The 26,693-nt window shown below is 66.8% G+C and carries 24 protein-coding genes; 21 read left to right on the forward strand and 3 right to left on the reverse strand.

Annotated elements, in window-relative coordinates; all coding sequences use genetic code 11:
* The first annotated feature begins 18 nt into the window (after window positions 1–18).
* Window positions 19–528: a dihydroneopterin triphosphate diphosphatase gene (gene nudB / locus FHX60_RS15485; protein ID WP_112773784.1), complete on the forward strand. Its 510-nt coding sequence runs from the start codon at window positions 19–21 to the stop codon at window positions 526–528.
* The gene (locus FHX60_RS15490) at window positions 525–1,307 is read left to right on the forward strand and encodes an endonuclease/exonuclease/phosphatase family protein (protein ID WP_062796766.1); all 783 of its coding nucleotides are present in this window, start codon (window positions 525–527) and stop codon (window positions 1,305–1,307) included. The genes nudB and FHX60_RS15490 overlap by 4 nt, the downstream gene beginning before the upstream one ends.
* 20 nt (window positions 1,308–1,327) lie before the next feature.
* On the opposite strand, the gene mobB is transcribed toward FHX60_RS15490, so the two are convergent.
* A complete protein-coding gene (gene mobB, locus FHX60_RS15495) occupies window positions 1,328–1,858 on the reverse strand; it encodes a molybdopterin-guanine dinucleotide biosynthesis protein B (protein WP_183284046.1) in 531 nt (176 codons plus the stop codon).
* Between the two features lie 90 nt (window positions 1,859–1,948).
* Here mobB and clsB point away from each other — a divergent pair, with 90 nt between their 5' ends.
* The 7 genes from clsB to FHX60_RS15530 all read left to right on the forward strand — a co-directional run bounded on the left by clsB (window position 1,949) and on the right by FHX60_RS15530 (window position 11,830).
* Window positions 1,949–3,295, forward strand: a complete 1,347-nt coding sequence (clsB, locus tag FHX60_RS15500) for a cardiolipin synthase ClsB (protein ID WP_183283857.1) — start codon at window positions 1,949–1,951, stop codon at window positions 3,293–3,295.
* A 348-nt stretch (window positions 3,296–3,643) separates the two neighbouring features.
* A complete protein-coding gene (locus FHX60_RS15505; protein WP_025583452.1) occupies window positions 3,644–4,234 on the forward strand; it encodes a TetR/AcrR family transcriptional regulator in 591 nt (196 codons plus the stop codon).
* A 75-nt stretch (window positions 4,235–4,309) separates the two neighbouring features.
* The gene (locus tag FHX60_RS15510; protein ID WP_183283858.1) at window positions 4,310–6,097 is read left to right on the forward strand and encodes an acyl-CoA dehydrogenase C-terminal domain-containing protein; all 1,788 of its coding nucleotides are present in this window, start codon (window positions 4,310–4,312) and stop codon (window positions 6,095–6,097) included.
* 217 nt (window positions 6,098–6,314) lie between these two features.
* Window positions 6,315–8,738 carry a 3-hydroxyacyl-CoA dehydrogenase/enoyl-CoA hydratase family protein gene (locus FHX60_RS15515; RefSeq protein ID WP_183283859.1) on the forward strand — a complete coding sequence of 808 codons (2,424 nt, stop codon included), beginning with the start codon at window positions 6,315–6,317 and terminating at the stop codon, window positions 8,736–8,738.
* A gap of 21 nt (window positions 8,739–8,759) precedes the next feature.
* Window positions 8,760–9,959, forward strand: coding sequence for an acetyl-CoA C-acyltransferase (locus FHX60_RS15520; protein WP_112773780.1), 1,200 nt, complete (start codon window positions 8,760–8,762; stop codon window positions 9,957–9,959).
* Between the two features lie 117 nt (window positions 9,960–10,076).
* Window positions 10,077–11,033 (forward strand): DegV family protein, encoded by a 957-nt coding sequence (locus FHX60_RS15525; protein ID WP_183283860.1) that lies wholly within the window; start codon window positions 10,077–10,079, stop codon window positions 11,031–11,033.
* Between the two features lie 20 nt (window positions 11,034–11,053).
* The gene (locus FHX60_RS15530) at window positions 11,054–11,830 is read left to right on the forward strand and encodes an enoyl-CoA hydratase (RefSeq protein WP_183283861.1); all 777 of its coding nucleotides are present in this window, start codon (window positions 11,054–11,056) and stop codon (window positions 11,828–11,830) included.
* Between the two features lie 70 nt (window positions 11,831–11,900).
* Here FHX60_RS15530 and FHX60_RS15535 read toward each other — a convergent pair whose 3' ends face one another.
* The gene (locus tag FHX60_RS15535) at window positions 11,901–12,305 is read right to left on the reverse strand and encodes an acyl-CoA thioesterase (RefSeq protein WP_112773777.1); all 405 of its coding nucleotides are present in this window, start codon (window positions 12,303–12,305) and stop codon (window positions 11,901–11,903) included.
* Between the two features lie 112 nt (window positions 12,306–12,417).
* Here FHX60_RS15535 and FHX60_RS15540 point away from each other — a divergent pair, with 112 nt between their 5' ends.
* The 10 genes from FHX60_RS15540 (at window position 12,418) to FHX60_RS15585 (ending at window position 23,238) form a co-directional block, all read left to right on the forward strand.
* Window positions 12,418–14,316 carry an ABCB family ABC transporter ATP-binding protein/permease gene (locus FHX60_RS15540; protein ID WP_183283862.1) on the forward strand — a complete coding sequence of 633 codons (1,899 nt, stop codon included), beginning with the start codon at window positions 12,418–12,420 and terminating at the stop codon, window positions 14,314–14,316.
* A 200-nt stretch (window positions 14,317–14,516) separates the two neighbouring features.
* Complete coding sequence (locus FHX60_RS15545) at window positions 14,517–15,659, forward strand: ABC transporter substrate-binding protein (RefSeq protein WP_183283863.1); 1,143 nt, start codon at window positions 14,517–14,519, stop codon at window positions 15,657–15,659.
* Entirely contained in the window at window positions 15,656–16,516 is an 861-nt protein-coding gene (locus FHX60_RS15550) for an ABC transporter ATP-binding protein (protein WP_183283864.1), read from the forward strand. Before FHX60_RS15545 ends, FHX60_RS15550 begins: the two co-directional genes overlap by 4 nt.
* A gap of 24 nt (window positions 16,517–16,540) precedes the next feature.
* Entirely contained in the window at window positions 16,541–17,314 is a 774-nt protein-coding gene (locus tag FHX60_RS15555) for an ABC transporter permease (protein WP_183284047.1), read from the forward strand.
* Between the two features lie 44 nt (window positions 17,315–17,358).
* Window positions 17,359–18,303, forward strand: a complete 945-nt coding sequence (locus FHX60_RS15560) for a LysR family transcriptional regulator (protein ID WP_183283865.1) — start codon at window positions 17,359–17,361, stop codon at window positions 18,301–18,303.
* A 243-nt stretch (window positions 18,304–18,546) separates the two neighbouring features.
* Window positions 18,547–19,854, forward strand: coding sequence for a Glu/Leu/Phe/Val family dehydrogenase (locus tag FHX60_RS15565; protein WP_112773773.1), 1,308 nt, complete (start codon window positions 18,547–18,549; stop codon window positions 19,852–19,854).
* Window positions 19,855–20,122: 268 nt separating this feature from the next.
* Window positions 20,123–21,022, forward strand: a complete 900-nt coding sequence (locus FHX60_RS15570) for a glutamate/aspartate ABC transporter substrate-binding protein (RefSeq protein ID WP_112773772.1) — start codon at window positions 20,123–20,125, stop codon at window positions 21,020–21,022.
* Between the two features lie 63 nt (window positions 21,023–21,085).
* Complete coding sequence (locus FHX60_RS15575) at window positions 21,086–21,814, forward strand: amino acid ABC transporter permease (protein WP_112773771.1); 729 nt, start codon at window positions 21,086–21,088, stop codon at window positions 21,812–21,814.
* A 9-nt stretch (window positions 21,815–21,823) separates the two neighbouring features.
* Window positions 21,824–22,507, forward strand: a complete 684-nt coding sequence (gene gltK / locus FHX60_RS15580) for a glutamate/aspartate ABC transporter permease GltK (RefSeq protein ID WP_112773770.1) — start codon at window positions 21,824–21,826, stop codon at window positions 22,505–22,507.
* On the forward strand, window positions 22,504–23,238 hold the full coding sequence (locus tag FHX60_RS15585; protein WP_092307689.1) for an amino acid ABC transporter ATP-binding protein: 735 nt from the start codon (window positions 22,504–22,506) through the stop codon (window positions 23,236–23,238). Before gltK ends, FHX60_RS15585 begins: the two co-directional genes overlap by 4 nt.
* Window positions 23,239–23,313: 75 nt before the next feature.
* Here the strand turns inward: FHX60_RS15585 and FHX60_RS15590 are convergent, their stop codons facing one another.
* On the reverse strand, window positions 23,314–24,144 hold the full coding sequence (locus FHX60_RS15590; protein WP_062796820.1) for a class II glutamine amidotransferase: 831 nt from the start codon (window positions 24,142–24,144) through the stop codon (window positions 23,314–23,316).
* A 156-nt stretch (window positions 24,145–24,300) separates the two neighbouring features.
* Between FHX60_RS15590 and FHX60_RS15595 the strand changes: the two genes are divergently transcribed.
* Both FHX60_RS15595 and FHX60_RS15600 read left to right on the forward strand, forming a co-directional pair.
* A complete protein-coding gene (locus FHX60_RS15595; protein WP_183283866.1) occupies window positions 24,301–25,374 on the forward strand; it encodes a tartrate dehydrogenase in 1,074 nt (357 codons plus the stop codon).
* Entirely contained in the window at window positions 25,371–26,678 is a 1,308-nt protein-coding gene (locus tag FHX60_RS15600; protein WP_183283867.1) for a glycerate kinase type-2 family protein, read from the forward strand. The genes FHX60_RS15595 and FHX60_RS15600 overlap by 4 nt, the downstream gene beginning before the upstream one ends.
* Window positions 26,679–26,693: the final 15 nt, after the last annotated feature.

The following is a 26,693-nucleotide window of genomic DNA, read 5'->3' on the forward strand; positions in this document are numbered from 1 at the left end:
GTCCTTTGGCCCAGACCCATGTCCTACAAGATCCCGGAATCCGTGCTGGTGGTGATTTACACGCCAGATCTTCAAGTCTTGCTGCTGGAACGCGCCGATCGCCCGGGGTTCTGGCAGTCCGTCACCGGCAGCCTCGACACCCTGGACGAACCCCTGGCCCTGACCGCCGCGCGTGAAGTCGCCGAGGAAACCGGCATCATCGCCGGCGAGCACCAGCTGACCGACTGGGGTCATGCCATCCAGTACGACATCTACCCGCAGTGGCGCCACCGCTACGCCGAAGGCGTGACGCGCAATACCGAGCACTGGTTCGGCCTGCGCGTGGCCGAGGCGTTGCCGGTGACGCTGGCGCCACGCGAACACCTGCAATACAAGTGGCTGCCATGGCAGCAGGCGGCGCAGCAATGCTTTTCCAGCAGCAATGCCGACGCCATCCGCCAGCTGGCGTGGCGCGTGGGCGGCGCCGGCGCGCCGGGCCCGACGGAAAGCGAAGCCAGGCGCCACGCGGCCGTCGGAGGGCAGCCATGAAGCTGCGCGTGGTCACCTACAACATCCACAAGGGAGTGACCGGCATCGCGCGGCGCCCGCGCATCCAGAACGTGCGTGCCGGCCTGCACGCGATGGATGCCGACATCGTCTTCCTGCAGGAAGTGCAGGACCGCAACGACCGCCTGGTGGCCGCGGCGCTGTTCGATCCGGAACACACCCAGCTCAACTACCTTGCCACCGACGCCTATCCGCATTCGGTCTACGGCCGCAATGCGGTCTACGACTACGGCCATCACGGCAACGCGATCCTGTCGCGCCATCCGATCCTGATGTCCGAAAACCTCGACATCTCCGATCACCGCTTCGAGCAGCGCGGCCTGCTGCACGCGGTGGCGGACGTGCACGGCGTCGAGACCCACCTGATCTGCGTGCATTTCGGCCTGTTCGCGCGCAGCCGCGCGCGCCAGGCCGAGGCGCTGGTCGAGCGGGTGCAAAACGTGGTGCCGGCCGGCGTGCCGCTGGTGATCGCCGGCGACTTCAACGACTGGAACCACCGGCTCGATGCGCAGATCTGCAATACGCTGGGCGCGGTCGAAGCGTCGCACGCGCGCGGCGCGCGGCTGCATACCTTCCCCAGCCATATGCCGTGGTGGCAGCTCGACCGCATCTATGTGCGCGGCTACGAGATCGAGCGCGCCCACGCGCTGACCGGCCGCGACTGGGCGCAACGCTCCGACCACGTGCCGCTGGTGGCGGAACTGGGCCATCCGCTGGGCGAAATGGTGGAGCGGGACGCGCCCGCCGACAAGGCTGCGTGAGGACCTAGTCCGGCACGCAGTCAGGCGGTGCCGCCGTCGCCGGCGGGCTGGGAATAGTCGCGGATAAAGGCGAACACCGCCTGTGCATCGTTCAGGTCCAGCACCGGCAGCGTGGTCATGGCGGCGACGGTGGCGGGGTCATCGGTTGCGACCGCCACCACGCCCGGCACCTCGTGCCACAGCGGCGCACGTCCCAGCGCGGGGCGGAACACCTCCAGCTTGGGAAAATCGCTGCGCTTGTAGCCTTCCACCAGCACCAGGTCGGTATCGGGCGGCAGCACCGCGAGCGCATCGTCGAGCTCGGGCGAAGGCACGGCTTCGGGGTAGTGGCGCATCAGCGTCAGGTGACGCGCGCCGACCAGCACGACGTTGGCGCAGCCGGCCGCGCGCATGCGCCACGAATCCTTGCCGGGCGTGTCGGGATCGAAGCCGTGGTGGGTGTGCTTGACGCCGGCCACGCGCAGGCCGGCGCCGACGAAACAGGGGATGAGCTGGTCCAGCAGCGTGGTCTTGCCGCTGCCGGACGAGCCGGTAATGCCGAATACCTTCACCATGGTTTCCGTAGGGGCGTCGGGAGTCTGCCGGTACGCCGGTATCGGCGCAGCGCATCGGCATCGACGATAGCAGAGTTCCGCGCGCCAATGTGCAGGCGGCGCCTTGCGCGCCGCAAACTGTCCGATAATCACGGCATGTCACGGATCTCCCACTCCGCCCAGGCCGAGGACGCCCCGGTGCACGACACCGCCACCACCGGCGAGCCGACCTACCGCCACCACATGCTGCGCTGGGCCTGGCGCCGCGGCAAGCCCACCACCGGCAACACGGTGCGGCTGCTGCACGGCGGCCAGGACTTCTTCCCCGCGCTGATTGCCGCCATCGACCAGGCCGCGTTCCAGGTCATGCTGGAAACCTATATCTATGCCGACGACGAGGTCGGCCGCGCCGTTGCCGATGCGCTGATCCGTGCCGCCGCGCGCGGGGTCGCGGTGCGCGTGACGGTGGACGGCTTCGGCGCCGGCGACATGCCCGCCGAGCTGGCCGGGCGGCTGCGCGCGGGCGGCGTGCGGCTGCGCGTCTACCGCGCCTTGCGCGGCTTCCGCCTGGCGCGGCGCCACCTGCGCCGGCTGCACCGCAAGCTCGCGGTGATCGACCGCCACATCGCTTTTGTCGGCGGCATCAACATCATCGACGACCACAACCACGGGCCCTTCGAAGGCGCCAACCTGGGGCCGCGCTACGACTTCGCGGTGCAGGTCAGCGGGCCGCTGGTGGACCGCATCGCGCTGTCGTCCGAGCGCCTGTGGTGGCGGCTGTCGCTGCGCGAGGCGCGCGGCAGCGAGCGCGCCGCCACGGTCGCCGACTACCCGCTGGTGACCGACCTGCCGCCGCGCCCCGAAGCGACCGGCGGCATCCGCGCCGCGCTGCTGCTGCGCGACAACCTGCGCAACCGCCGCACCATCGAGCGTGAATACCTGCGCGCGCTGGGCGCGGCGCGCCACGACGTGATCCTGGCCAACGCCTACTTCCTGCCCGGCCACAAGATGCGGCGCGCCTTGCTGGCGTGCCGCGAGCGCGGCGTGCGCGTGCGGCTGCTGCTGCAGGGCATGGTCGAATACCGGCTGCAACACTACGCCACCCATGCGCTCTATGCCTCGTTGCTCGAGGCCGGCGTCGAGATCTACGAGTACGCCGAGAGCTTCCTGCACGCCAAGGTCGGCGTGGTCGACGAGGCCTGGGCCACGGTCGGGTCGAGCAATATGGACCCGTTCAGCCTGCTGCTCGCGCGCGAGGCCAACGTTGCCGTTTATGATGCGGCCTTCGCCGCTGAACTGCGCGAAGCGCTGGAGCGGGCCATTGCGCACCGCAGCGTGCGCGTGCTGCCCGATGTGCACGCGCGGCGCTCGCCGCTGCACCGGCTGGGCAACTGGGCGGCCTATATGCTGCTGCGCCTCGGCGTGATCATCGCCGGCGTCACCGGCCGCTACTGAAACGCCGCGTCGCCCGGTGTGCGTTTGCTGCCATGCGGCAACGCCAACGCTGAAACCGGTTGCAGCATCGCGGCTGGCGGACATGCTGCATTGCAGTCCGTTTAGAAACAGCGGTCTAATTAAAAGCTTGATGGGCAGGTGCCGCGCCAGAATAATCTGAACGACCGTTCTTTTTTGGCTTAGACTGCGTGCATTCGCGGTATGCACCGGCAAATCCGCCGGCCGCCCGCAAGCAATGAATGCAACGTCAGGGTCATACGCGGAGCCGCGACAGGCCCCGCAGAACGGAGAAAAAACATGCGACACCAGTCAGCCCGTCTCGAATCCGCCGCCTCGTCACCCTCGCCCATGCGCAAGGGCGAGATGACGCGCGTGGCGATTCTGGATGCCGCACTGGAATTGTCGTCCCGCGACGGGCTCGAAGGTCTGACCATCGGGCTGCTCGCGGAACGCATGCAGATGAGCAAGAGCGGCGTTTTCGCGCATTTCGGTTCGCGCGAGGACCTGCAGGTGGAGGTGGTGCGGGAGTATCACCGCCGGTTCGAGCAGGAGGTGTTCTATCCTTCGCTGCAGGAGCCGCGCGGACTGCCCCGGCTGTGGTCGATGGTGCGGCGCTGGATGGAGAAGCGCATCCAGGAAGTGACGACGGGATGCATCTACATCAGCGGCGCGGTGGAGTACGACGACCGTGCCGGCAGCCTGGTGCGTGACGAGCTGGTCAAGAGCGTCACGATCTGGCGGGCAGCGCTGACCCGGGCCATCAACCAGGCCAAGGAAGAGGGGCATCTGCGCGCGGACTGCGATCCGCGCCTGATGCTGTTCGAGATGTATAGCCTTGAACTAGGCTTGCATCATGACGCCCGTTTCCTGCGCCTGCCTGACAGCGCCGAGCTTGCCATGGTCGCGCTCAACAAACTGATTCAGTCTTACCGTACCTGAGGTCGCCCGGTCGGGCCGTCGCGCGCAAGCGGGACGGGCGGCGTGGCGGCATCGCACAACTCCAAGGAGTCTCTGATGGGCCAGTACACCGCACCGTTGCGCGACATGCAGTTCGTGCTCCATGAACTGCTCGGCGCCGAAGCCGAACTCAAGGCGATGCCGCCGCACGCGGACATCGACGCGGACACCATCAACCAGGTCATCGAGGAAGCCGGCAAGTTCTGCGCGGACGTGGTGTTCCCGCTCAACCAGGTGGGCGACCGCGAAGGCTGCACCTACGTCGGCGACGGCGTGGTCAAGGCGCCCACCGGCTTCAAGGAAGCCTACCAGCAGTATGTCGAGGCCGGCTGGCCGGCGCTGGCGTGCGATCCCGCCTTTGGCGGCCAGGGTCTGCCGATCGTGGTCAACAACGTGGTCTACGAGATGCTGAACTCGGCCAACCAGGCCTGGACCATGTACCCGGGCCTGTCGCACGGCGCCTATGAGGCCCTGCACGCACACGGCACCCCCGAGCTGCAGCAGACCTACCTGCCCAAGCTGGTGTCCGGCGTGTGGACCGGCACCATGTGCCTGACCGAGCCGCATTGCGGCACCGACCTGGGCATCCTGCGCAGCAAGGCCGAGCCCCAGGCCGATGGCTCCTACCTGATCACGGGCACCAAGATCTTCATCTCCGCCGGCGAGCACGACCTGGCCGAGAACATCATCCACCTGGTGCTGGCGCGCCTGCCGGACGCGCCCGCCGGCACCAAGGGCATCTCGCTGTTCGTGGTGCCCAAGTTCATCCCCGATGCCAGCGGCAACCCGGGCCAGCGCAACGGCATCCAGTGCGGCTCGATCGAGCACAAGATGGGCATCCACGGCAATGCCACCTGCGTGATGAACCTGGACGGCGCGCGTGGCTGGATGGTGGGCGAGCCCAACAAGGGCCTGAACGCCATGTTCGTGATGATGAACGCCGCGCGCCTGGGCGTGGGCGCGCAGGGCCTGGGCCTGACCGAGGTGGCGTACCAGAACTCGGTCGCCTACGCCAAGGACCGCCTGCAGATGCGCGCGCTGACCGGTCCCAAGGCGCCCGAGAAAGCCGCCGACCCGATCATCGTGCACCCCGACGTGCGCCGCATGCTGCTGACCCAGCGCGCCTACGCCGAGGGCGGCCGCGCCTTCAGCTACTGGACCGCGCTGCAGATCGACCGCGAGCTGTCGCACCCGGACGAGGCCGTGCGCAAGCAGGCCGGCGACCTGGTCGCGCTGCTGACGCCGGTGATCAAGGCGTTCCTGACCGACAACGCCTTCACCGCCACCAACGAGGGCATGCAGGTGTTCGGCGGCCACGGCTACATCTCCGAATGGGGCATGGAGCAATACGTGCGCGACGCCCGCATCAACATGATCTACGAAGGCACCAACACCATCCAGGCGCTGGACCTGCTGGGCCGCAAGATCCTGGGCGACATGGGCGCCAGGATGAAGGCCTTCGGCAAGATCGTGCAGGAATTCGTCGAGGCCGAAGGCACCAGCGAAGCCATGCAGGAGTTCGTCAACCCGCTGGCCGACCTGGGCGACAAGGTGCAGAAGCTGACCATGGAAATCGGCATGAAGGCGATGGGCAACGCCGACGAAGTCGGCGCCGCCGCGGTGCCGTACCTGCGCGTGGTGGGCCACCTGGTGTTTGCCTACTTCTGGGCCCGCATGGCCAAGGTCGCGCTGGAGAAGCAGGGCAGCGGCGACAAGTTCTACACCGCCAAGCTGGCCACCGCGCGCTTCTACTTTGCCAAGCTGCTGCCGGAAACGGCCGCGGAAATCCGCAAGGCGCGCGCGGGTTCGGCGTCGCTGATGGCGCTGGACGCGGATTTGTTCTGATTTGCCGGGGCGGCTTCCTTTGCCGCCGGTGTGCTCCCCTCTCCCGCCTGCGGGAGAGGGGCGGGGGAGAGGGCCGGAGGTCGATATGCCGAGGCACTTCGTCGACACGCCGCCCTCTCCCCCACCCCTCTCCCAGAGGGAGAGGGGAGCAAACCGACCGCCAATGGAAGCGCCTGCAACCACTCTCACCTCAACGCTCACTAATCTAGGAGCGCGCATGTCCAATTTCATCGTCAAGAAAGTCGCCGTGCTGGGTGCCGGCGTCATGGGCGCGCAGATTGCCGCCCACCTGATCAACGCGCGCGTGCCGGTGGTGCTGTTCGACCTTCCCGCCAAGGAAGGCGCCAAGAACGGCATCGCGCTGCGTGCCATCGAGAACCTGAAGAAGCTGTCGCCCGCGCCGCTGGGCATCAAGGATGAGGCCGGCCTGATCCAGGCAGCCAACTACGAAGACGATATCGCGCTGCTCAAGGAATGCGACCTGGTGATCGAGGCGATCGCCGAGCGCATGGACTGGAAGCACGACCTGTACAAGAAGGTCGCGCCGCACCTGGCCTCGCACGCGATCTTTGCGACCAACACCTCGGGCCTGTCGATCACCGCGCTGTCCGACGGGTTTGATGCGGACCTGAAGTCGCGCTTCTGTGGCGTCCACTTCTTCAACCCGCCGCGCTACATGCATCTGGTCGAGCTGATCCCGACCGCGACCACGCAGCCGCAGATCCTCGACCAGCTCGAAGCCTTCCTGACCACCACGCTCGGCAAGGGCGTGGTGCGCGCCAAGGACACGCCCAACTTTATCGCCAACCGTGTCGGCATCTTCTCGATCCTGGCGGTGTTCGCCGAGGCCCAGAAGTTCGGCATCCCCTTCGACGTGGTCGACGACCTGACCGGTTCCAGGCTGGGCCGCGCCAAGTCCGCCACCTTCCGCACCGCGGACGTGGTCGGCCTGGACACCATGGCGCACGTGATCAAAACCATGCAGGACAACCTGCACGACGACCCGTTCGCGCCGGTCTACCAGACCCCGGCCGTGCTCAAGGGCCTGGTCGACGCAGGCGCGCTCGGGCAGAAGACCGGCGCCGGCTTCTACAAGAAGGAAGGCAAGGCCATCAAGGTGCTCGACGCCAGCACCGGCCAGTACGTCGATGCCGGCAAGAAGGCCGACGAGATCGTGGTGCGCATGCTGAAGAAGGAGCCGGCCGAGCGCATCCGGCTGCTGCGCGAGTCGACCAACCCGCAGGCGCAGTTTCTGTGGGCGGTGTTCCGCGACGTGTTCCACTACATCGCCGTCTACCTTGAGCAGATCGCCGGCTCGGCCGCCGATATCGACCTGGCGATCCGCTGGGGCTTCGGCTGGAACTCGGGCCCGTTCGAGGACTGGCAGGCGGCCGGCTGGAAGCAGGTGGCCGAGTGGGTGAAGGAAGACGTCGAGGGCGGCAAGGCGCTGTCGGGCGCGCCGCTGCCGGCGTGGGTATTCTCCGGTCCGGTTGCCGACAACCAGGGTGTGCACGCGGCTGCCGGTTCGTGGTCGCCCGCGACGCAGTCGTTCGTCGCGCGCAGCACGCTGCCGGTGTACCAGCGCCAGGCCTTCCGCGCGGCGATCCAGGGCAGCGTCGCTGCGGATCCGCGCAAGGCCGGCCGCACCGTCGAAGAGAACGATGCGGTGCGCATCTGGGTGGGCGAGGGCCAGGACGATGTGCTGGTGGTCTCGTTCAAGAGCAAGATGAACACCATCGGGCCGGACGTGATCGACGGCCTGACCCGCGCCATCGACCTGGCCGAGGCCGGCTACAAGGGCCTGGTGGTGTGGCAGCCGACCTCGCTGCAGCTGGGCGCGCCGGGCGGCCCGTTCTCGGCCGGCGCCAACCTGGAAGCGGCGATGCCTGCCTTCATGATGGGCGGTGCCAAGGGCATCGAGCCGTTCGTGAAGAAATTCCAGGACGGGATGATGCGCGTGAAGTACGCGTCGGTGCCGGTGGTGTCGGCGGCGTCGGGCATCGCGCTCGGCGGCGGCTGCGAGCTGATGCTGCATTCGGCTGCGCGCGTGGCTGCGCTCGAAACGTATATCGGCCTGGTGGAGGTCGGCGTGGGCCTGGTCCCGGCCGGCGGCGGGCTGAAGGAAGCCGCGCTGGCCGCCGCACGCGCCGCGCAGGCGGCAGGCAGCACCAACTACCTGCAATTCCTGACCAGCCGCTTCCAGAGCGCGGCGATGGCCAAGGTATCCGCATCGGCACTGGAAGCGCGCCAGATGGGCTATCTGCAGCCGTCCGACAAGATCGTCTTCAACGTGCATGAGCTGCTGCACGTGGCGCAGAACGAAGTGCGCGCGCTGGCCGACGCCGGCTACCGCGCGCCGCTGCCGGCGCTGGTCCCGGTGGCCGGCCGCTCGGGCATCGCCACCATCAAGGCATCGCTGGTCAATATGCGCGACGGTGGCTTTATCTCCGCGCATGACTTCCTGATCGCCACCCGCATCGCCGAAGTGGTGTGCGGCGGCGACGTCGAGGCCGGCTCGCTGGTCAGCGAAGACTGGCTGCTGACGCTGGAGCGCAAGGCCTTCGTCGACCTGCTGGGAACCGGCAAGACGCAGGAGCGCATCATGGGCATGCTGCAGACCGGCAAGCCGGTGCGCAACTAATCAGGCTAGCGAGGAACCGAGATCATGAAACAACTGCAAGACGCATATATCGTTGCGGCCACCCGCTCGCCGATCGGCAAGGCGCCCAAGGGCGCGTTCAAGAACACGCGCCCGGACGACCTGCTGGCCACCATCCTGAAGTCCGCGGTGGCGCAGGTGCCGGACCTGGACCCGAAGCTGATCGAGGACGCCATCGTCGGCTGCGCCATTCCCGAAGCGCAGCAGGGCCTGAACGTGGCGCGTATCGGCGCGCTGCTGTCGGGCCTGCCCAACACCGTGGGCGGCATCACCGTCAACCGCTTCTGCGCCTCCGGCGTGAGCGCGGTGGCGATGGCGGCCGATCGCATCCGCGTGGGCGAATCCGATGTGATGATCGCCGCCGGTATCGAGTCGATGAGCATGGTGCCGATGATGGGCAACTCGCCGTCGATGTCGCCGGATATCTTTACGCGCGACGAGAACGTGGGCATTGCCTACGGCATGGGCCTGACCGCCGAGAAGGTGGCGCAGCAATGGAAGGTCAGCCGCGAGGACCAGGACGCGTTCTCGCTCGCTTCGCACCAGAAGGCCATCGCGGCGCAGCAGGCCGGCGAGTTCAAGGACGAGATCACGCCGATCGAGATCGTCGAGCGCTTCCCCGACCTCGCCAGCGGCCAGGTCAGCGTGAAGACGCGCACCATCTCGCTGGATGAAGGCCCGCGGCCTGAAACCTCGCTGGAAGGCCTCGGCAAGCTGCGCCCGGTGTTTGCCAACAAGGGCAGCGTCACCGCCGGCAACAGCTCGCAGACCTCGGACGGCGCCGGCGCGCTGATCCTGGTTTCGGAAAAGATCCTCAAGCAGTTCAACCTGGTGCCGCTGGCGCGCTTCGTCTCGTTCGCGGTGCGCGGCGTGCCGCCCGAGATCATGGGCATCGGTCCGAAGGAAGCGATCCCGGCCGCGCTGAAGGCCGCCGGCCTGACGCAGGACCAGATCGACTGGATCGAGCTGAACGAAGCCTTCGCCGCGCAATCGCTGGCGGTGATGCGCGACCTGGATCTCGATCCCGCCAAGGTCAACCGCATGGGCGGCGCAATCGCGCTGGGCCATCCGCTCGGCGCGACCGGTGCGATTCGATCGGCCACGGTGGTGCATGCGCTGCGCCGCCACAACCTGAAGTACGGCATGGTCACCATGTGCGTCGGCACGGGCATGGGCGCCGCAGGCATCTTCGAGCGCGTATAAACGCGCCTGCGGGACGGTTTCCCGGGGGGACCGTCCCGCCCTTCTGTCAGGTGAAGAGAGCAGTACCGGGGGCTGCCGCCCGCGAGCGCGGGTCACCAGCAGGGAGGAGACAACAATATGCAGGAGACAGCCATCCTGGCCGATGCCGCGTGCGATTTGCCGCGCGGCATCATGGCCGCGCTGAAGGTCCACACCATTCCGTTCCGCATCCGCGCGGGCGAACGCTTTGTCGCCGACACGCGCGACGAAGACGCGCTGCCCGCGCTCTACCGGCAATACCTGGTCGGCCGCCAGGATCATTACGCCGAATCCATTCCGCTGCTCGAACGCGAGCTGGAAGAACACCTGCTGCGCAATGTGGTCACGCAATGCGACCGCGCCATCCTGCTCACCATCGCCAGCGCGCGCAGCAAGCTGTATGCGCATGCGAGCGGCGCCGTGATCGGCACCGTGGCCCGCAGCGTGCGGTTGCGCAAGCAAGCCGGCCGCTCAGGGTTGTTCGACCTGACCGTGATCGACACCGGTGCCATTGGTCCGGGCCAGGCGCTGATCGTGCGAGAGGCCGCGCGCATGGCCATCGGCGGCGCCAGCCCGCAGGCAGTGCGCGAGGCTGTTGAAACGCGCCTGCGCGATGCCGCCCACATGTTCCTGGTGCCGGACGAACTGCTTTACATGTACACCCGCGCGCGCCAGAAGGGCGAGGGCAGCATCACCTGGGGCCGCTACGTGATGGGCAGCGCATTCAAGATCCGGCCGGTGGTGCGCATGCATCGCGGCCATACCGAAGCGATCGCCAGGGCGCGCGGCTCGGAAGAGGGCGCACGCCGCGTGCTGGAGCATGCCGAGCAATGCATCCGCGCCGGCGACCTGCTGGTGCCGGCGATTTCGGTCTGCTACGCCGGTCCCCTCGATGACGTGCGGGCGATGCCGGCCTACCAGTCGCTGGCACAGGTGGCGCGCAGCCAGGGCGTCGAGCTGATGCTGGCGCCGATGAGCCTGACGGTGGCGCTGAATGTCGGTGCGCGCGCGTTCGGCCTTAGCTATCTTTCCGCATCGCCGCCACCTTTCGAATAAATCCCACAGACGAGGACACCATGAGCATCCGTACCAGCATCGAGCAGGGCATCCTGACGCTCGAGTTCGACCGCATCGACAAGAAGAACGCCATCACCGCGGCGATGTACCAGGATCTGGCCGACGCGCTGCGCGCGGCCGAGAGCGATCCAGCCGTGCGCGCCATCCTGCTGCGCGGCAAGCCCGAGGTCTTCACCGCCGGCAATGATCTCGAAGATTTCATGCAGCGCCCGCCGACGGCGGGCGAGGGCGCGGAGCAGGCGCCGGTGTTCCAGTTCCTGTACCAGATCAGCCATGCCAGCAAGCCCATCGTCGCGGCGGTCAGCGGCGCAGCGGTCGGCGTGGGCACCACCATGCTGCTGCATTGCGACATGGTTTATGCCTCGGACACCGCCAAGCTGTCGCTGCCGTTCGTGCAGCTGGGGCTGTGCCCGGAAGCCGCCTCCAGCCTGCTGCTGCCACGCCTGGTGGGTTACCAGCGCGCCGCCGAGAAGCTGATGCTGGGCGAGGCCTTCAGCGCGCAGGAGGCACTGGAGATCGGGCTGGTGACGCGGGTGCTGCCGGTGGCCGAGCTGCATGACTTTGCCCTGGCGCAGGCGCGCAAGCTGGCGGCGTTGCCGGCGTCTTCGCTGCGCGAGACCAAGCGCCTGATGAAGGCCGGCGCCCAGGCCGAGGTGGAGAAACAGATGGCCGACGAAGGCGCGGTGTTCCGGCGCATGCTGGTGGCACCGGAGGCGAAGGAGGCGTTCAGCGCGTTCTTCGAGAAGCGTAAGCCGGATTTCTCGAAGTTTGAGTGAGGGGCTGAGACTTCGCCTTGTTTGCTCCCCTCTCCCAGAGGGAGAGGGGAGAACACCGTAGGCTATTGTCTCAAGCCGTCGGCAACACCCGCGGCTGCCGCGACTCGTCCGTCGCCACATAGGTCAGCGTTGCCTCGGTCACCTTGACGATCTCGTTGCTGTGCCGCATGCGCTGCGCATAGACTTCGACCTCGACCGTGATCGAGGTGCGGCCGGTCTTGACGATGTCGGCGTAGAAACTCACCAGGTCGCCGACGAACACCGGGTGCTTGAACAGGAAGGAATTGACCGCGACGGTGGCCACGCGCCCTTGCGCGCGCTCGACCGCCGGGATCGAGCCGGCGATATCCACCTGCGACATGATCCAGCCGCCGAACACGTCGCCATGTACGTTGGCGTCCGCGGGCATCGGCACCACGCGCAGGGCGGGATTCTTGCCGGCGGGCAGGGCGGGGACGGTATGGGAAGCGTTCATGACGGTATGCGGGTGGACTTCTGAAGAGGGGCGCCGGCCGCGACGAAAAACCCTTCGCCTGCCGCGCAATGCGATTCCTGCGACAATCGCGCATTGGCCCGAATTCTAACGTATGCGCCGCTATTCCACGACCGCCGAGCAGGCCCCCGACCCCGCCTCGGTCAAGCTCTTTCCCGGCCAGCGCGCCCCCCGCAGCGACTGGCAGACCGTGCGCAACCTGCTGCCATACGTCTGGCACTACAAGTGGCGCGTGATGCTGGCGCTCGCGTGCCTGGTCGCGGCCAAGGTGGCCAACCTGGGCGTGCCGGTGCTGATGAAGCGCCTGATCGACAGCATGAACATCACCGCCGGCGACCCGCGCGCGCTGCTGGCGGTGCCGGTCGGGCTGATCGTCGCCTACGGCATGCTGCGGCTGTCGGCGACGCTGTTCACCGAGTTGCGCGAAATCCTCTTTTCCAAGGTCACGCAGAGCGCGGTGCGCGAGATCGCGCTGCAGGTGTTCCGGCACCTGCACGCGCTGTCGCTGCGCTTCCACCTGGACCGGCAGACCGGCGGCATGAGCCGCGACATCGAGCGCGGCACGCGCGGCATCCAGTCGCTGATCTCGTACTCGCTGTACAGCATCCTGCCCACGCTGGTCGAGATGGCGCTGGTGATCGGCTTTTTCGTGCTGCACTACGACATCTGGTTCGCGGCGATCACCGGCTGCGCGCTGCTCAGCTATATCGTCTTCACCATCGTCGTGACGGAATGGCGCACGCATTTCCGCCGAAAGATGAACGAGCTGGACTCGCGCGCCAACCAGAAGGCGATCGATTCGCTGCTGAACTTCGAGACCGTCAAGTACTTCGGCAATGAGGAATACGAAGCCCGGCGCTACGACGAGAACCTGCTCAACTACCGCGCCGCGGCGATCCGCTCACAGAATTCGCTGTCTTTCCTGAACTTCGGCCAGCAGGTCATCATCGCCGTCGGGCTGATCCTGATCCTGTGGCGCGCCACCGTGGGCGTGGTCGATGGCAAGCTGACGCTCGGCGACCTGGTGCTGGTCAACACGCTGATGATCCAGCTCTACATCCCGCTGAACTTCCTCGGCGTGATCTACCGCGAGATCAAGCAGGCCACTACCGACATGGACCGGATGTTCGTGCTGCTGGGCACCAACCAGGAGGTGGCCGACTCTGCAGGCGCGCAGCCGCTCAAGGTCAACGGCGCGCAGGTGCGGTTCCGCGACGTGCGCTTCGGCTACGAGCCGGACCGCACCATTCTGGATGGCGTGGATTTCAATATTGCGGCCGGCACCACGACCGCCGTGGTCGGCCACAGCGGCTCGGGCAAGTCGACGCTGGCGCGGCTGCTGTTCCGCTTCTACGACGTCAACAGCGGCGCGATCGAGATCGACGGGCAGGATATCCGCGCCATTACCCAGGACAGCCTGCGCCGTGCCATCGGCATCGTGCCGCAGGACACCGTGCTGTTCAACGACAGCATCTACTACAACATCGCCTACGGCCGCCCGGAAGCGACCCGCGACGAAGTCATCGCCGCGGCGCAGGCGGCGCAGATCGACGCCTTTATCCGCGAACTGCCGCAGGGCTACGACACCCCGGTAGGCGAGCGCGGCCTGAAGCTGTCCGGCGGCGAAAAGCAGCGCGTGGCGATCGCGCGCACGCTGCTGAAGAATCCGCCGGTGCTGGTCTTCGACGAGGCCACTTCCGCGCTGGATTCGCGCACCGAGCAGGCAATCCAGGCCGAGCTGATGCGCCTGGCGCAGAACCGCACCACGCTGCTGATCGCGCACCGGCTCTCCACGGTGGTCCATGCCGACCAGATCCTGGTGATGGACCACGGCCGCATCGTCGAGCGTGGCACCCATGCCGAGCTGATGCGCGCGGGCGGGCGCTATGCCGAGATGTGGGACATCCAGGCGCGCGCCGCCGCCAGGGGCGGCGACGCCGTCGGTGGCGAGGCGCTCGCACTCGACGTGGGCGACGCCACCCAGGACGCCTGAGCCGCTATCCGCCGCGCCGGCTTGCACCAGGGCGCGGCGCGGATTGTCGGCAATCGCTGCCGACGATGCCGCTGCGGCAATCGCCGCGCCCATTTCTGGTTCGACAATCGCGCGCGGGCACGCCCTGAAACGGGGCCTGCAAGGCTGGCATGTCCCTTGCGGACGGATCCCTCCGAAATCACTATCCACGGAGAGATGCCATGCCCCAATCCCGCGCTGCGCAAGTGTCGCCCGGCGTTTTCACGGCTGTCAGCGAGAACGCCGGTAATGCCGCCGCAGGTCCGTCCCGTGCTCCGGCACGCCGCCGCCTTCTGAAGCTGGGCGCAATGCTCGGCACCAGCCTGGTGCTGTCGACACAATTCGCCGGCGCTGCCCACGCGCAGGCCGCGGCCGCCAAGGTCAGGTTCCAGCTCGACTGGCGCTTCGAAGGACCGGCGGCACTGTTCCTGCTCGGCGAGCAGAAGGGCTACTACAAGGCCGAAAAGCTCGAAGTCTCGATCGATGCCGGCAATGGCTCGGGCAACGTGGTCAACCGCGTGGCCTCGGGCACCTATGACATGGGCTTCGCCGACATGTCCTCGGTGATGGAGTTCTACGGCAACAACCCGGATGCGAAGAACAAGCCGGTGGCCGTGATGATGGTCTACAACAACACGCCCGCGGCCATCCTGGCACTGAAGAAGTCGGGCATCCGCGCGCCGAAGGACCTGGCCGGCAAGCGCCTGGGCGCGCCGGTATTCGACGCCGGTCGCCGCGCCTTCCCGATCTTCGCGCGTGCCAACGGCCTGCAGGCATCGTCGTTCAACTGGCAGGCGATGGACCCGACGCTGCGCGAAACCATGCTGGTGCGCGGCGACCTCGATGCCATTACCGGCTTTTCGTTCACGTCGGTCCTGAACCTGAATGCGCGCGGCGTGAAGGACGACGACATCGTGGTGCTGCCATACCCGCAGTTCGGCGTGAAGCTGTACGGCAACGCCGTGATCGCCTCGGAGGAATTCATCAGGAAGAACCCGGAGGCGGTGAAGGCATTCCTGCGTGCCTTCAGCAAGTCGGCGCGCGACGTGATCGCCCGTCCGGAAGAGGGCATCCGCGCGCTCAAGGCGCGCGACGGCATCATCGACGAGAAGCTGGAAACGCGCCGGCTGAAGCTGGCGCTGGACAGCGTGGTCAGGTCGCCCGACGCCAGGGCCGAGGGCTTTGGCCGCATCAGCAAGCCGCGCCTGTCGCTGATGGCCTCGCAAGTGGCCGATGCCTTCGGCACCAAGGGCCGTATCAACGCCGATGCGCTGTGGACCGACGCGTACCTGCCGAGCGCGGCCGAACTGGACGTGCTGCGATGATGGCGCGCCTGGCTGAATCCATGCCGGCCGCCGCGACAGCCGCGACAGCTGCGACCGCGCCCGTCGAGCCCTTCGTCGATTTCAACCGGGTCTGGCTGGCCTATGACGACACGCTCGCGCGCCAGGGCGAGTTCGCGGTGGAAGACCTGTCGCTGCAGGCCGCGCCGGGCGAGTTCATCGCCATCGTCGGCCCGTCCGGCTGCGGCAAATCCACCTTCATGAAGCTGGCCACCGGCCTGAAACCCGCCACGCGCGGCATCGTCAAGGTTGCCGGACAGAAGGTGAGCGGGCCGCTCAAGCAGGTGGGCATGGCGTTCCAGGCGCCGACGCTGCTGCCGTGGCGCACCACGCTCGACAACGTGATGCTGCCGCTGGAAATCGTCGAGCCCTATCGCTCGACCCTGCGCGCGCGCCGCGACGAGTACGTCGGCCGCGCCCGGCGGCTGCTGCATACCGTGGGCCTGGGCGGCTACGAGGAGAAATACCCGTGGCAGCTCTCCGGCGGCATGCAGCAGCGCGCGTCGATCTGCCGCGCGCTGATCCACCAGCCGCGCATGCTGCTGCTCGACGAGCCGTTCGGCGCGCTCGACGCATTCACCCGCGAGGAACTGTGGTGCGTGCTGCGCGACCTGTGGCAGGCGCAGCGCTTCAACGTGATCCTGGTCACGCACGACCTGCGCGAGGCCGTGTTCCTCGCCGACACGGTCTACGTGATGAGCCAGCGCCCCGGCCGCATCGTGATGCGCAAGGAGATCGGCCTGCCGCGGCCGCGTGATCTGGAACTGACCTATACCGAGCCCTTCGCCGAGCTGGTGCACGCGCTGCGCGAGAAGATCGGCCATGTGCGCCAACACTGAGGCAAACACCGAGACCCGACGATGATGATGACCTTGACTTCCGCGCAGGAGCGCCGCGTGCAGCGCGTGGTGCCGTGGCTGCTGCTGGCCGCGGTGCTGCTGCTATGGCAGGGCGCGTGCATGGCCTTTGACGTATCCGACTTCGTCCTGCCGACGCCGTCCGCGATCGTGGCCGCGCTGGTGGATTACGCGGACGTGATCGCCGGCCATGCCTGGCGCACCTTCTGGACCACCATGGTGGGCTTCGGCGTGGCCATCGGCGTGGGCGTGCTGCTCGGGCTGGCGATGGGCTCGTCGCGGCTGCTCTACGCCGCCAGCTACCCGCTGATGACCGCCTTCAACGCGCTGCCCAAGGCCGCCTTCGTGCCGATCCTGGTGGTGTGGTTCGGGCTCGGCGCGGGCCCGGCCATCCTGACCGCGTTCCTGATCTCGTTCTTCCCGATCATGGTCAATATCGCCACCGGGCTGGCCACGCTCGAGCCGGAACTGGAAGACGTGCTGCGCGTGCTCGGCGCCAAGCGGCGCGACGTGCTGTTCAAGGTCGGCCTGCCGCGCGCGCTGCCGTATTTCTTCGCCTCCCTCAAGGTTGCGATCACGCTGGCCTTTGTCGGCACCACGGTGTCGGAGATGAATGCCGCCAACGAGGGCATCGGCTACCTGCTGGTGTCGGCCGGCTCCGCCATGAAGATGCCGCTGGCGTTTGCCGGCCTGGTGGTGATCGCGGTGATGGCGATGGCGATGTACGAGCTGTTCGCGGTGGTCGAGAAGCGCATGACCGGCTGGGCCCACCGGGGCTAGGCGGCGGCTGGCGAAGCGCCGCGCGCCGGTGGATAATCCGCGTCATGGAAATCAAATGGCTTGAAGACTTCGTCAGCCTGGCCGAGACGCACAGCTTCTCGCGCTCGGCCGAGCTGCGCCATGTCACGCAGCCGGCGTTCTCGCGCCGGATCCAGTCGCTGGAGGCATGGGTTGGCACCGAACTGATCGACCGCTCGAGCTATCCCACCAGCCTGACGCCGGCCGGCAAGGTGTTCTACGAGCAGGCGCTGGCCATGCTGGCGCAGGTCAGCGAGACCCGCGCGCTGATGCGCGGCCAGCGCTCGGCCAACGCGCAGGTGCTGGAATTCGCGGTGCCGCACACGCTGTCGCTGACCTTTTTCCCGGAATGGCTCAAGGCGCTGGAGCGCAAGCTCGGCACGCTGCCGTGCCGGCTGCGTGCGCTCAATGTCCATGACGCGGTGCTGATGCTGGTCGAAGGCGGCTGCGACCTGGTGATGGTCTACCACCACGCGCGCCAGGCCATCCAGCTCGATCCGGCGCGGTACGACATGCTGGTGCTCGGTACCGAACGGCTGTCGCCCTACAGCGTGCCGGACGCCGCCGGCAAGCCCCTGTTCCGGCTGCCGGGCACCGACAAGAAGCCGGTGCCGTTCCTCAGCTATACGCCCAACGCCTTCCTTGGCCGCATGGTCGACCTGCTGCTGGCCGAAACCGCCGAGGCGCTCAAGCTCGACAAGTGCTACGAAACCGATATGGCCGAGGCGCTCAAGGTGATGGCGCTGTCCGGCCACGGCATGGCCTTCCTGCCCGAAAGCGCGGTACGCGAAGACGTCGCGGCGGGACGGCTGGTGCGGGCCGAGTCGGCGCGCGGCCTGCCGCTGTCGATCGACATGGAAATCCGGTTGTATCGGGAGAAGCCGGGCGAGAACGGCGGGGAACGGCGCGCCGGGGCACGGCGCAAGCGGCAACTGGTGGACCAGGTGTGGGGGACGTTGACTTCGGTCTAGCGATGGTTTTCTCCCCTCTCCCGCTTGCGGGAGAGGGGCGGGGGAGAGGGTAGGCACTGGCATACCGACACCCTCACTTCGTTGATGCTCCGGCCCTCTCCCCAACCCTCTCCCGCAAGCGGGAGAGGGAGCAAACAGCCAGCGTTATGCGTATGCTGCATAACCCGATGAACAAACGGCATTGGATTCCGAGCGGCCGCCAGGCCTAAGCTTGCGCCCATCTTCCACCCCGGAACCCACCCGATGTCTTCCGCAGCACCGACCAACATTGCTGGCCAAAAGCACGCACTTCCGTCCTACCTCAACGCCGACAACCTCGGCCCCTGGGGTATCTACCTGCAGCAAGTCGACCGCGTCACGCCCTACCTGGGCTCGCTGGCGCGCTGGGTCGAGACCCTGAAGCGCCCCAAGCGCGCCCTGATCGTCGACGTTCCCATCGAGCTGGATAACGGCACCATCGCCCATTTCGAGGGCTACCGGGTGCAGCACAACCTGTCGCGCGGCCCGGGCAAGGGCGGCGTGCGCTTCCACCAGGACGTGACGCTGTCCGAGGTGATGGCGCTGTCGGCCTGGATGTCGGTGAAGAACGCGGCGGTCAACGTGCCGTACGGCGGTGCCAAGGGCGGCATCCGCGTCGACCCGCGCACGCTGTCGCAGGCCGAGCTGGAACGCCTGACGCGCCGCTACACCAGCGAAATCAACATCATCATCGGGCCGAGCAAGGACATCCCGGCGCCGGACGTCAACACCAACGCACAGGTGATGGCGTGGATGATGGACACCTATTCGATGAACTCGGGCAGCACCTCGACCGGCGTCGTGACCGGCAAGCCGATCTCGCTGGGCGGCTCGCTGGGCCGCCACGAGGCCACCGGCCGCGGCGTGTTCGTGGTCGGCTCCGAGGCCGCGCGCAATATCGGCCTCGAGGTCAAGGGCGCGCGCGTGGCGGTGCAGGGCTTCGGCAACGTCGGCGCCGTGGCCGCCAAGCTGTTCCATGAGGCCGGCGCCAAGGTGGTGGCGGTACAGGACCATCGCACCACGCTGTTCGACCCGGCCGGCCTGGACGTGCCGGCGATGATGGAATACGCCTCGCACAGCGGCACCATCGACGGGTTCCGCGGCGAAGTCCTGCGTACCGAGCAGTTCTGGGAAGTCGACTGCGACATCCTGATCCCCGCTGCGCTGGAAGGCCAGATTACCCCCGAAAACGCGCCGAAGATCACCGCAAAGCTGGTGATCGAGGGCGCCAACGGCCCGACCACGCCGCAGGCCGACGACATCCTGCGCGAGCGCAATATCCTGGTCTGCCCGGACGTGATTGCCAACGCCGGCGGCGTGACCGTGTCCTACTTCGAGTGGGTGCAGGATTTCTCCAGCTTCTTCTGGACCGAGGAAGAGATCAACCAGCGCCTGGTACGGATCATGCAAGAAGCCTTCCGGGCAATCTGGCAAGTGGCACAGGAAAACAAGGTGACGCTGCGCACGGCGGCGTTCATCGTGGCCTGTACGCGGATCCTGCAGGCGCGCGAAATGCGCGGCCTGTACCCCTGATCGGGGCAGGCAGGCCCGGGGCGAGGCACTCGTATGGTGCAGTGCAATAAATCGCCCTGGACCCCCGGCTTCATGACCGTCAGACGCGGTCTCCGGCAAGCGCCGGAGACCGCGTTGTCGTATCCGGACGCGCTGCGCACGGATTGCCCCGAAGTGGGGTTCTAGGAGAAAACCCAGTTGTATTGCGGCGGATGCTGCGCAATACTGTTTCACCAGTGGGGGTTTTATTCTTAGAATCCCGCTTTCTCTTCATGGTCAAGGAGATGTTATGAATTTCGCCAAGTTGGCTGCCCTGATGATTGCCGGGGGTGTAATGTGCGGGACGGCACAGGCAGCCGAACAACTGACGGGCACGCTGAAAAAGATCAAGGACACCGGCGTCATCACGCTCGGCGTGCGCGAATCGTCGATTCCGTTCAACTACAACCTGGGCGGCGTGCGCCAGGTCGGCTATTCCTACGATATCAACATGAAGATCGTGGAAGCCATCAAGGACCAGCTGAAGCTGCCGAACCTGCAGGTCAAGGAAATCCCGATCACCTCGCAGAACCGCATCACGCTGCTGCAGAACGGCACCATCGATATCGAGTGCGGCTCGACCACCAATAACCTGGAACGCCAGAAGCAGGTCGCCTTCACCAACTCCATCTTCATCATCGGCACGCGCATCATGGTGAAGAAGGACGCCGGCATCAAGGACTGGGCCGACCTGAAGGGCAAGAACGTCGTCACCACCGCCGGCACCACGTCGGAGCGCCTGCTGCGCAAGATGAACGACGAGCAGAAGCTGGGCGTGAACATCATCAGCACCAAGGACCACGGCCAGTCGTTCCTGACGCTGGAATCGGGCCGCGCGGTCGCCTTCATGATGGACGACGCGCTGCTGTACGGCGAGCGCGCCAAGGCCAAGAACCCGGCCGACTGGATCGTCGTGGGCAAGCCGCAATCGCGCGAGTCCTACGGCTGCATGATCCGCAAGGACGATCCGCAGTTCAAGAAGCTGTCCGACAACGTGATCTCCGGCATGATGAAGGACGGCTCGGTCAACACCCTGTACACCAAGTGGTTCATGCAACCGGTTCCGCCCAAGGGCCTGAACCTGGACTTCCCGCTGTCCGAAGACATGAAGACGCTGATCAAGGCGCCTAACGACAAGGCGCTGGACTGACCTGCCGTTGACAGTACTGCGAAACGGAAGGCTCGTCCTTCCGTTTCTTTTTGAGGACGCAACATGAACTACAACTGGCATTGGGGAGTTTTCCTCGAACAGGCCGCCCAGAACGAGACCTACCTGGACTGGATGATCTCCGGTCTCAAGGTCACGCTCGCGCTGGGGCTTTCGTCCTGGGTCATTGCCCTGGCCATCGGCTCGGTGCTCGGCGTGCTGCGCACGGTGCCGAACAAATGGCTGGCCGGCATCGCCGCCACCTATGTCGAGATTTTCCGCAACATCCCGCTGCTGGTGCAGCTGTTTATCTGGTACTTCGTCGCGCCCGAGCTGCTGCCCGGCGGCGAGGCGATCAAGCAGATGAACCCGTTCGCGCAGCAGTTCCTGGCCGCCATGCTGTGCCTGGGCACGTTTACCGCCGCGCGGGTCTGCGAGCAGGTGCGCTCCGGCATCAACTCGCTGGCGCGCGGGCAGAAGAACGCCGGCCTGGCGATGGGCTTCACGCTGCCGCAGACGTACCGCCACGTGTTGCTGCCGATGGCGTTCCGCGTGATCGTGCCGCCGCTGACCTCCGAGTTCCTGAATATCTTCAAGAACTCGGCGGTGGCGTCGACCATCGGCCTGCTGGAGCTGGCCGCGCAGGGGCGCCAGCTGGTGGACTACACCGCGCGTCCGTATGAATCGTTCATCGCGGTCACGCTGATGTACGCGCTGATCAACGTCACCGTGATGCTGGTGATGCGCTGGGTCGAGGCCCGCACGCGCGTGCCTGGCTTCATCGGCGGCAAGTAAGGGGGCGCCATGGCTTATTCCTTCGATTTCACCTCGATCAACCCGGCCACGCTGCATGTGCTGGGCGAGGGCATGATGGTCTCGCTCAAGATCACCGTCACCGCGGTGGTGGTCGGCATCGTCTGGGGCACCATCCTGGCGATGATGCGGCTGTCGTCGTTCCGGCTGCTGAACTGGTTCGCGCAGGGGTACGTGACCATCTTCCGCTCGATCCCGCTGGTGATGGTGCTGTTGTGGTTCTTCCTGATCATCCCGCAGGTATTGCAGGGCATCTTCAACCTGTCGCCGGCGACCGACCTGCGCATGACCTCGGCGCTGGTGGCGTTCGCGCTGTTCGAGGCCGCCTACTACTCCGAGATCATCCGGGCGGGGATCCAGAGCGTGTCGCGCGGGCAGATGTATGCCGCGCAGGCGCTGGGCATGACCTACGGGCAGTCGATGCGGCTGGTGATCCTGCCGCAGGCGTTCCGCAACATGGTGCCGCTGTTGCTGACGCAGGGCATCATCCTGTTCCAGGATACGTCGCTGGTGTACGTGAGCGCGCTGGCGGACTTCTTCGGCCAGGCCTACGGCATCGGCGAGCGGGATGGCCGCATCGTCGAGATGCTGCTGTTCGCCGGCCTGGTGTACTTCATCATTTGTTTCTCCGCTTCGCTGCTGGTCAAGCGTTATCAGAAAAAGGTGGCTGTATGATCGAAATTAATAACGTTTCCAAGTGGTACGGCTCCTTCCAGGTGCTGACCGACTGCACCACCAAGGTTGCCAAGGGGGAAGTGGTGGTGGTGTGCGGCCCGTCGGGCTCGGGCAAGTCCACGCTGATCAAGACCGTCAACGCGCTCGAGCCGTTCCAGAAGGGCGACATCCTGGTCGACGGCACCTCGGTGGGCAATCCCAAGACCAACCTGCCCAAGCTGCGCTCGCGCGTCGGCATGGTGTTCCAGAACTTCGAGCTGTTCCCGCACCTGTCGATCACCGAGAACCTGACCATCGCGCAGATGAAGGTGCTTGGCCGCTCCAGGGACGAGGCCATGGCCAAGGGCATGAAGTACCTGGAGCGCGTGGGCCTGAAGAGCCAGGCGGAGAAGTACCCCGGTCAGCTGTCGGGCGGACAGCAGCAGCGCGTGGCGATCGCGCGCGCGCTGTCGATGGACCCGATCTGCATGCTGTTCGACGAACCGACCTCCGCGCTGGATCCGGAAATGGTCAACGAAGTGCTGGACGTGATGGTGCAGCTGGCGCAGGAAGGCATGACCATGATGTGCGTGACCCACGAAATGGGCTTCGCGCGCAAGGTGGCGAACCGCGTGATCTTCATGGACCAGGGCAAGATCGTCGAGGATGCCGACAAGGAAGAGTTCTTCGGCGATATCGAGCACCGCTCAGAGCGCGCCAGGCAGTTCCTGTCGAAGATCCTGCATCACTGAACGGACTGGCAGCCTGACTGGCAGCCATATAAAAAGGGACGCCTCGGCGTCCCTTTTTTCGTTGTGCCGGATGGCTCAGGTGCAGGCCGTATTGGCCGCGTTCTTGGCCTGCACCTCGGGCGGGATCGGCACGGTCAGCGTCATGGTCGGGCGCCCGTGCTCGAACATGATCAGCTCGCCGGGGGCGAACTGGGTCCAGGTCTCGTTGTCGGTCAGCGGCGCGGTGGCGATCACGGCGACGCGGTCGTCCGGCGTGGTCACCTGCGCGAAGTCGATCGACAGGTCGGCGTCGATCAGGTGCGCGGTCGAGAACGGCCATTGCCGCACGATGTAGTAGAGGCGGGTCGAGCAGTGGGCAAACAGCGCCTGCCCGTTGCACAGCAGGTAGTTGAACACGCCGTGCAGCGTGATTTCGCGGGTGATGTCGGCCAGCGCGTGGCCCAGTTCGTTCAGCGGCGGCTGCGAGCCCGGGAAGCGCTTGCGCAGGCCCTGCATCAGCGTGCAGAAGGCCAGTTCACTGTCGGTATCGCCCACCGGCTGGTAGACGCCGGACAGGAACGGGGTAAAGCCGTGCAGGTCGCCGTTGTGGGCAAAGATCCAGTGCCGGCCCCACAGCTCGCGCATGAAGGGGTGGCAGTTTTCCAGCAGCACGGTGCCCTGCGTGGCCTTGCGGATATGCGAGATGACGTTCTTGGACTTGATCGGATAGCGCTTGATCAGGTCCGCCACCGGCGAGGTGCCGGCGGACTGGTTGTCGATGAACAGGCGGCAGGCCTTGTCTTCGAAGAAGGCGACACCGAAGCCGTCGGCGTGGTGGTCGGTCAGGCCTCCGCGCGCGGCAAAGCCGGTGAAGGAGAACGTCACGTCGGTCGGCGTGGCGCAGTTCATGCCTAGCAGCTGGCACATGTCGGGGCACCGGTCGGCAGGGGGCTGCCGCTTTGCAATAGAATGCAGGCATTATCCCGCGCGCCCGCGCCGCTGCCAAGCAACCGCGGACGCTCCCCCGCGGTGCCAATGACGCCAGCCATGGCGCCACCATACCTGCTAGCAATCCCGAGAACGATGAGCCAATACAAGATTGCCGTGATTCCCGGAGACGGAATCGGCACGGAAGTCATGCCCGAGGGCATCCGCGTGATGGACGCCGCGGCGCGCCGTTTCGGCATCGACTTCCAGTGGGATCACTTCGATTTTTCCAGCTGCGACTATTACGCCCGCCACGGCAAGATGCTGCCGGACGACTGGTTCGACACGCTGGTGAAGTACGACGCCATCTACTTCGGCGCGGTCGGCTGGCCCGACACGGTGCCCGATCACGTCTCGCTGTGGGGCTCGCTGCTGCAGTTCCGCCGTTCCTTCGACCAGTACGTGAATCTGCGCCCGGTGCGGCTGATGCCGGGCATCCGCAGCCCGCTGGCCGGCCGCCAGCCCGGCGATATCGATTTCTACGTGGTGCGCGAGAACACCGAAGGCGAGTATTCCAGCATCGGCGGCCGCATGTTCCCCGGCACCGAGCGCGAGATCGTGGTGCAGGAAACCGTGATGAGCCGCACCGGCGTCGACCGCATCCTGAAGTTCGCCTTTGAACTGGCCCAGAAGCGCCCGAAAAAGCACCTGACCTCGGCGACCAAGTCCAACGGCATCTCGATCACCATGCCGTACTGGGACGAGCGGGTCGAGGCGATGGCGGCGCATTACCCCGGCATCAAGGTCGACAAGTACCACATCGACATCCTGACCGCGCATTTCGTCCAGCATCCGGACTGGTTCGACGTGGTGGTGGCGAGCAACCTGTTCGGCGACATCCTGTCCGATCTCGGGCCGGCCTGCACCGGCACCATTGGCATTGCGCCGTCGGGCAACATCAATCCGGACCGCACCTTCCCCAGCCTGTTCGAGCCGGTGCACGGCTCGGCCCCGGATATCGCCGGGCGCGGCGTGGCCAACCCGATCGGGCAGATCTGGTGCGGCGCCATGATGCTGGAGTATCTGGGCCATGACGAGGCCGGCGCCGCCGTGCTCGGCGCGATCGAGCAGGTGCTGGCGGCCGGGCCGGAGCACGCGCCGCTGACGCGCGACATCGGCGGCAAGGCCGGTACCGCCGACCTGGGCCGCGCCATCGCGGAGGCGTTGTGACCGCCGGGTTCGCGGGGGACGCCCGCGCACTGCTGCTCGAGACCTTCCACGCCGCGGTGGCGGCGGCCGACCCGCTGCAGATCGTCGCGCAGCACCTGCCGCCGCCCCACGCCGGCGGCCGCACGCTGGTGGTGGGCGCGGGCAAGGCCGCTGCGTCGATGGCCGCGGCGGTCGAGCGCGCCTACGCCGGCAAGGCAACGCTGGAAGGGCTGGTGGTCACGCGCTACGCGCACGGCATGCCGACCGGCCATATCCGCGTGATCGAGGCCGGCCACCCGGTGCCCGACGAGTCGGGCGAGCAGGCCGCGGCGGAGATCCTGGCCGCGGTGCAATCGCTGACGCCGCAGGACCGGCTGCTGGTGCTGGTCTCGGGCGGCGGCTCGAGCCTGCTGTCGCTGCCGGCCGAGGGCATTCCGATGGCCGACCTGAAGGCGACCACCCGGGAATTGCTGCGCTGTGGCGCGCCGATCACCGACATGAACATCGTGCGCAAGCATATCTCGCGCATCCAGGGCGGCCGGCTGGCGCAGGCGAGCCAGGCGCCGGTGACCACGCTGATCGTCTCGGACGTGGCCGGCGACGATCCCAGCGCGATTGCCTCGGGCCCGACCGTGGCGGACCCGAGCACGTTCGACGACGCGCTGCAGATCCTGCGCCGCTACGGCGCCGAGGTGCCGGCCAGCGTGCAGTCGCACCTGGAACGCGGCGCGCGTGGCGAAGTGGCGGAGACGCCCAAGCCCGGCGATCCCTTGTTCGATCGGGTCGACAACATCATGATCGCCACCGCCCACGGCAGCCTCGAGGCGGCCGCCGCGCTGTTCCGCCGGCGCGGCATCACGCCGGTGGTGCTGGGCGATACCGTGACCGGCGAGGCGCGCGAAGTGGCCCGCGTCTATGCCGCGCTGGTGCGCGAGATTCGCGCGTACAATGCGCCGTTCGCCACGCCCGTGGCGCTGATTTCCGGAGGTGAGTGCACGGTCACTTTGCCGGCCGGCGGCGGCGCCAGCAAGGCGCGCGGCGGGCGCTGCTCGGAGTTCCTGCTGTCGCTGGCGGTCGAACTGGCAGGCATGCCCGATGTGTACGCCATCGCCGCCGACACCGACGGCATAGACGGCTCGGAAGACAATGCCGGTGCGCTGGCCGACCCGACCACGCTGGCGCGCGCCGAGGCCGCCGGCCTGCCGGGCCAGCGCCAGCTGGACGCGCACGATGCCTGGGGCCTGTTCGATGCGATCGGCGACCTGGTGGTCACCGGCCCCACGCGCACCAACGTCAACGACTACCGCGCCATCCTGATTCTCTGATTTCGACGAACGCCG

Origin of the sequence: Cupriavidus alkaliphilus, from assembly GCF_014191175.1 — a bacterium.
GTDB classification, from domain to species: Bacteria; Pseudomonadota; Gammaproteobacteria; order Burkholderiales; family Burkholderiaceae; genus Cupriavidus; species Cupriavidus alkaliphilus.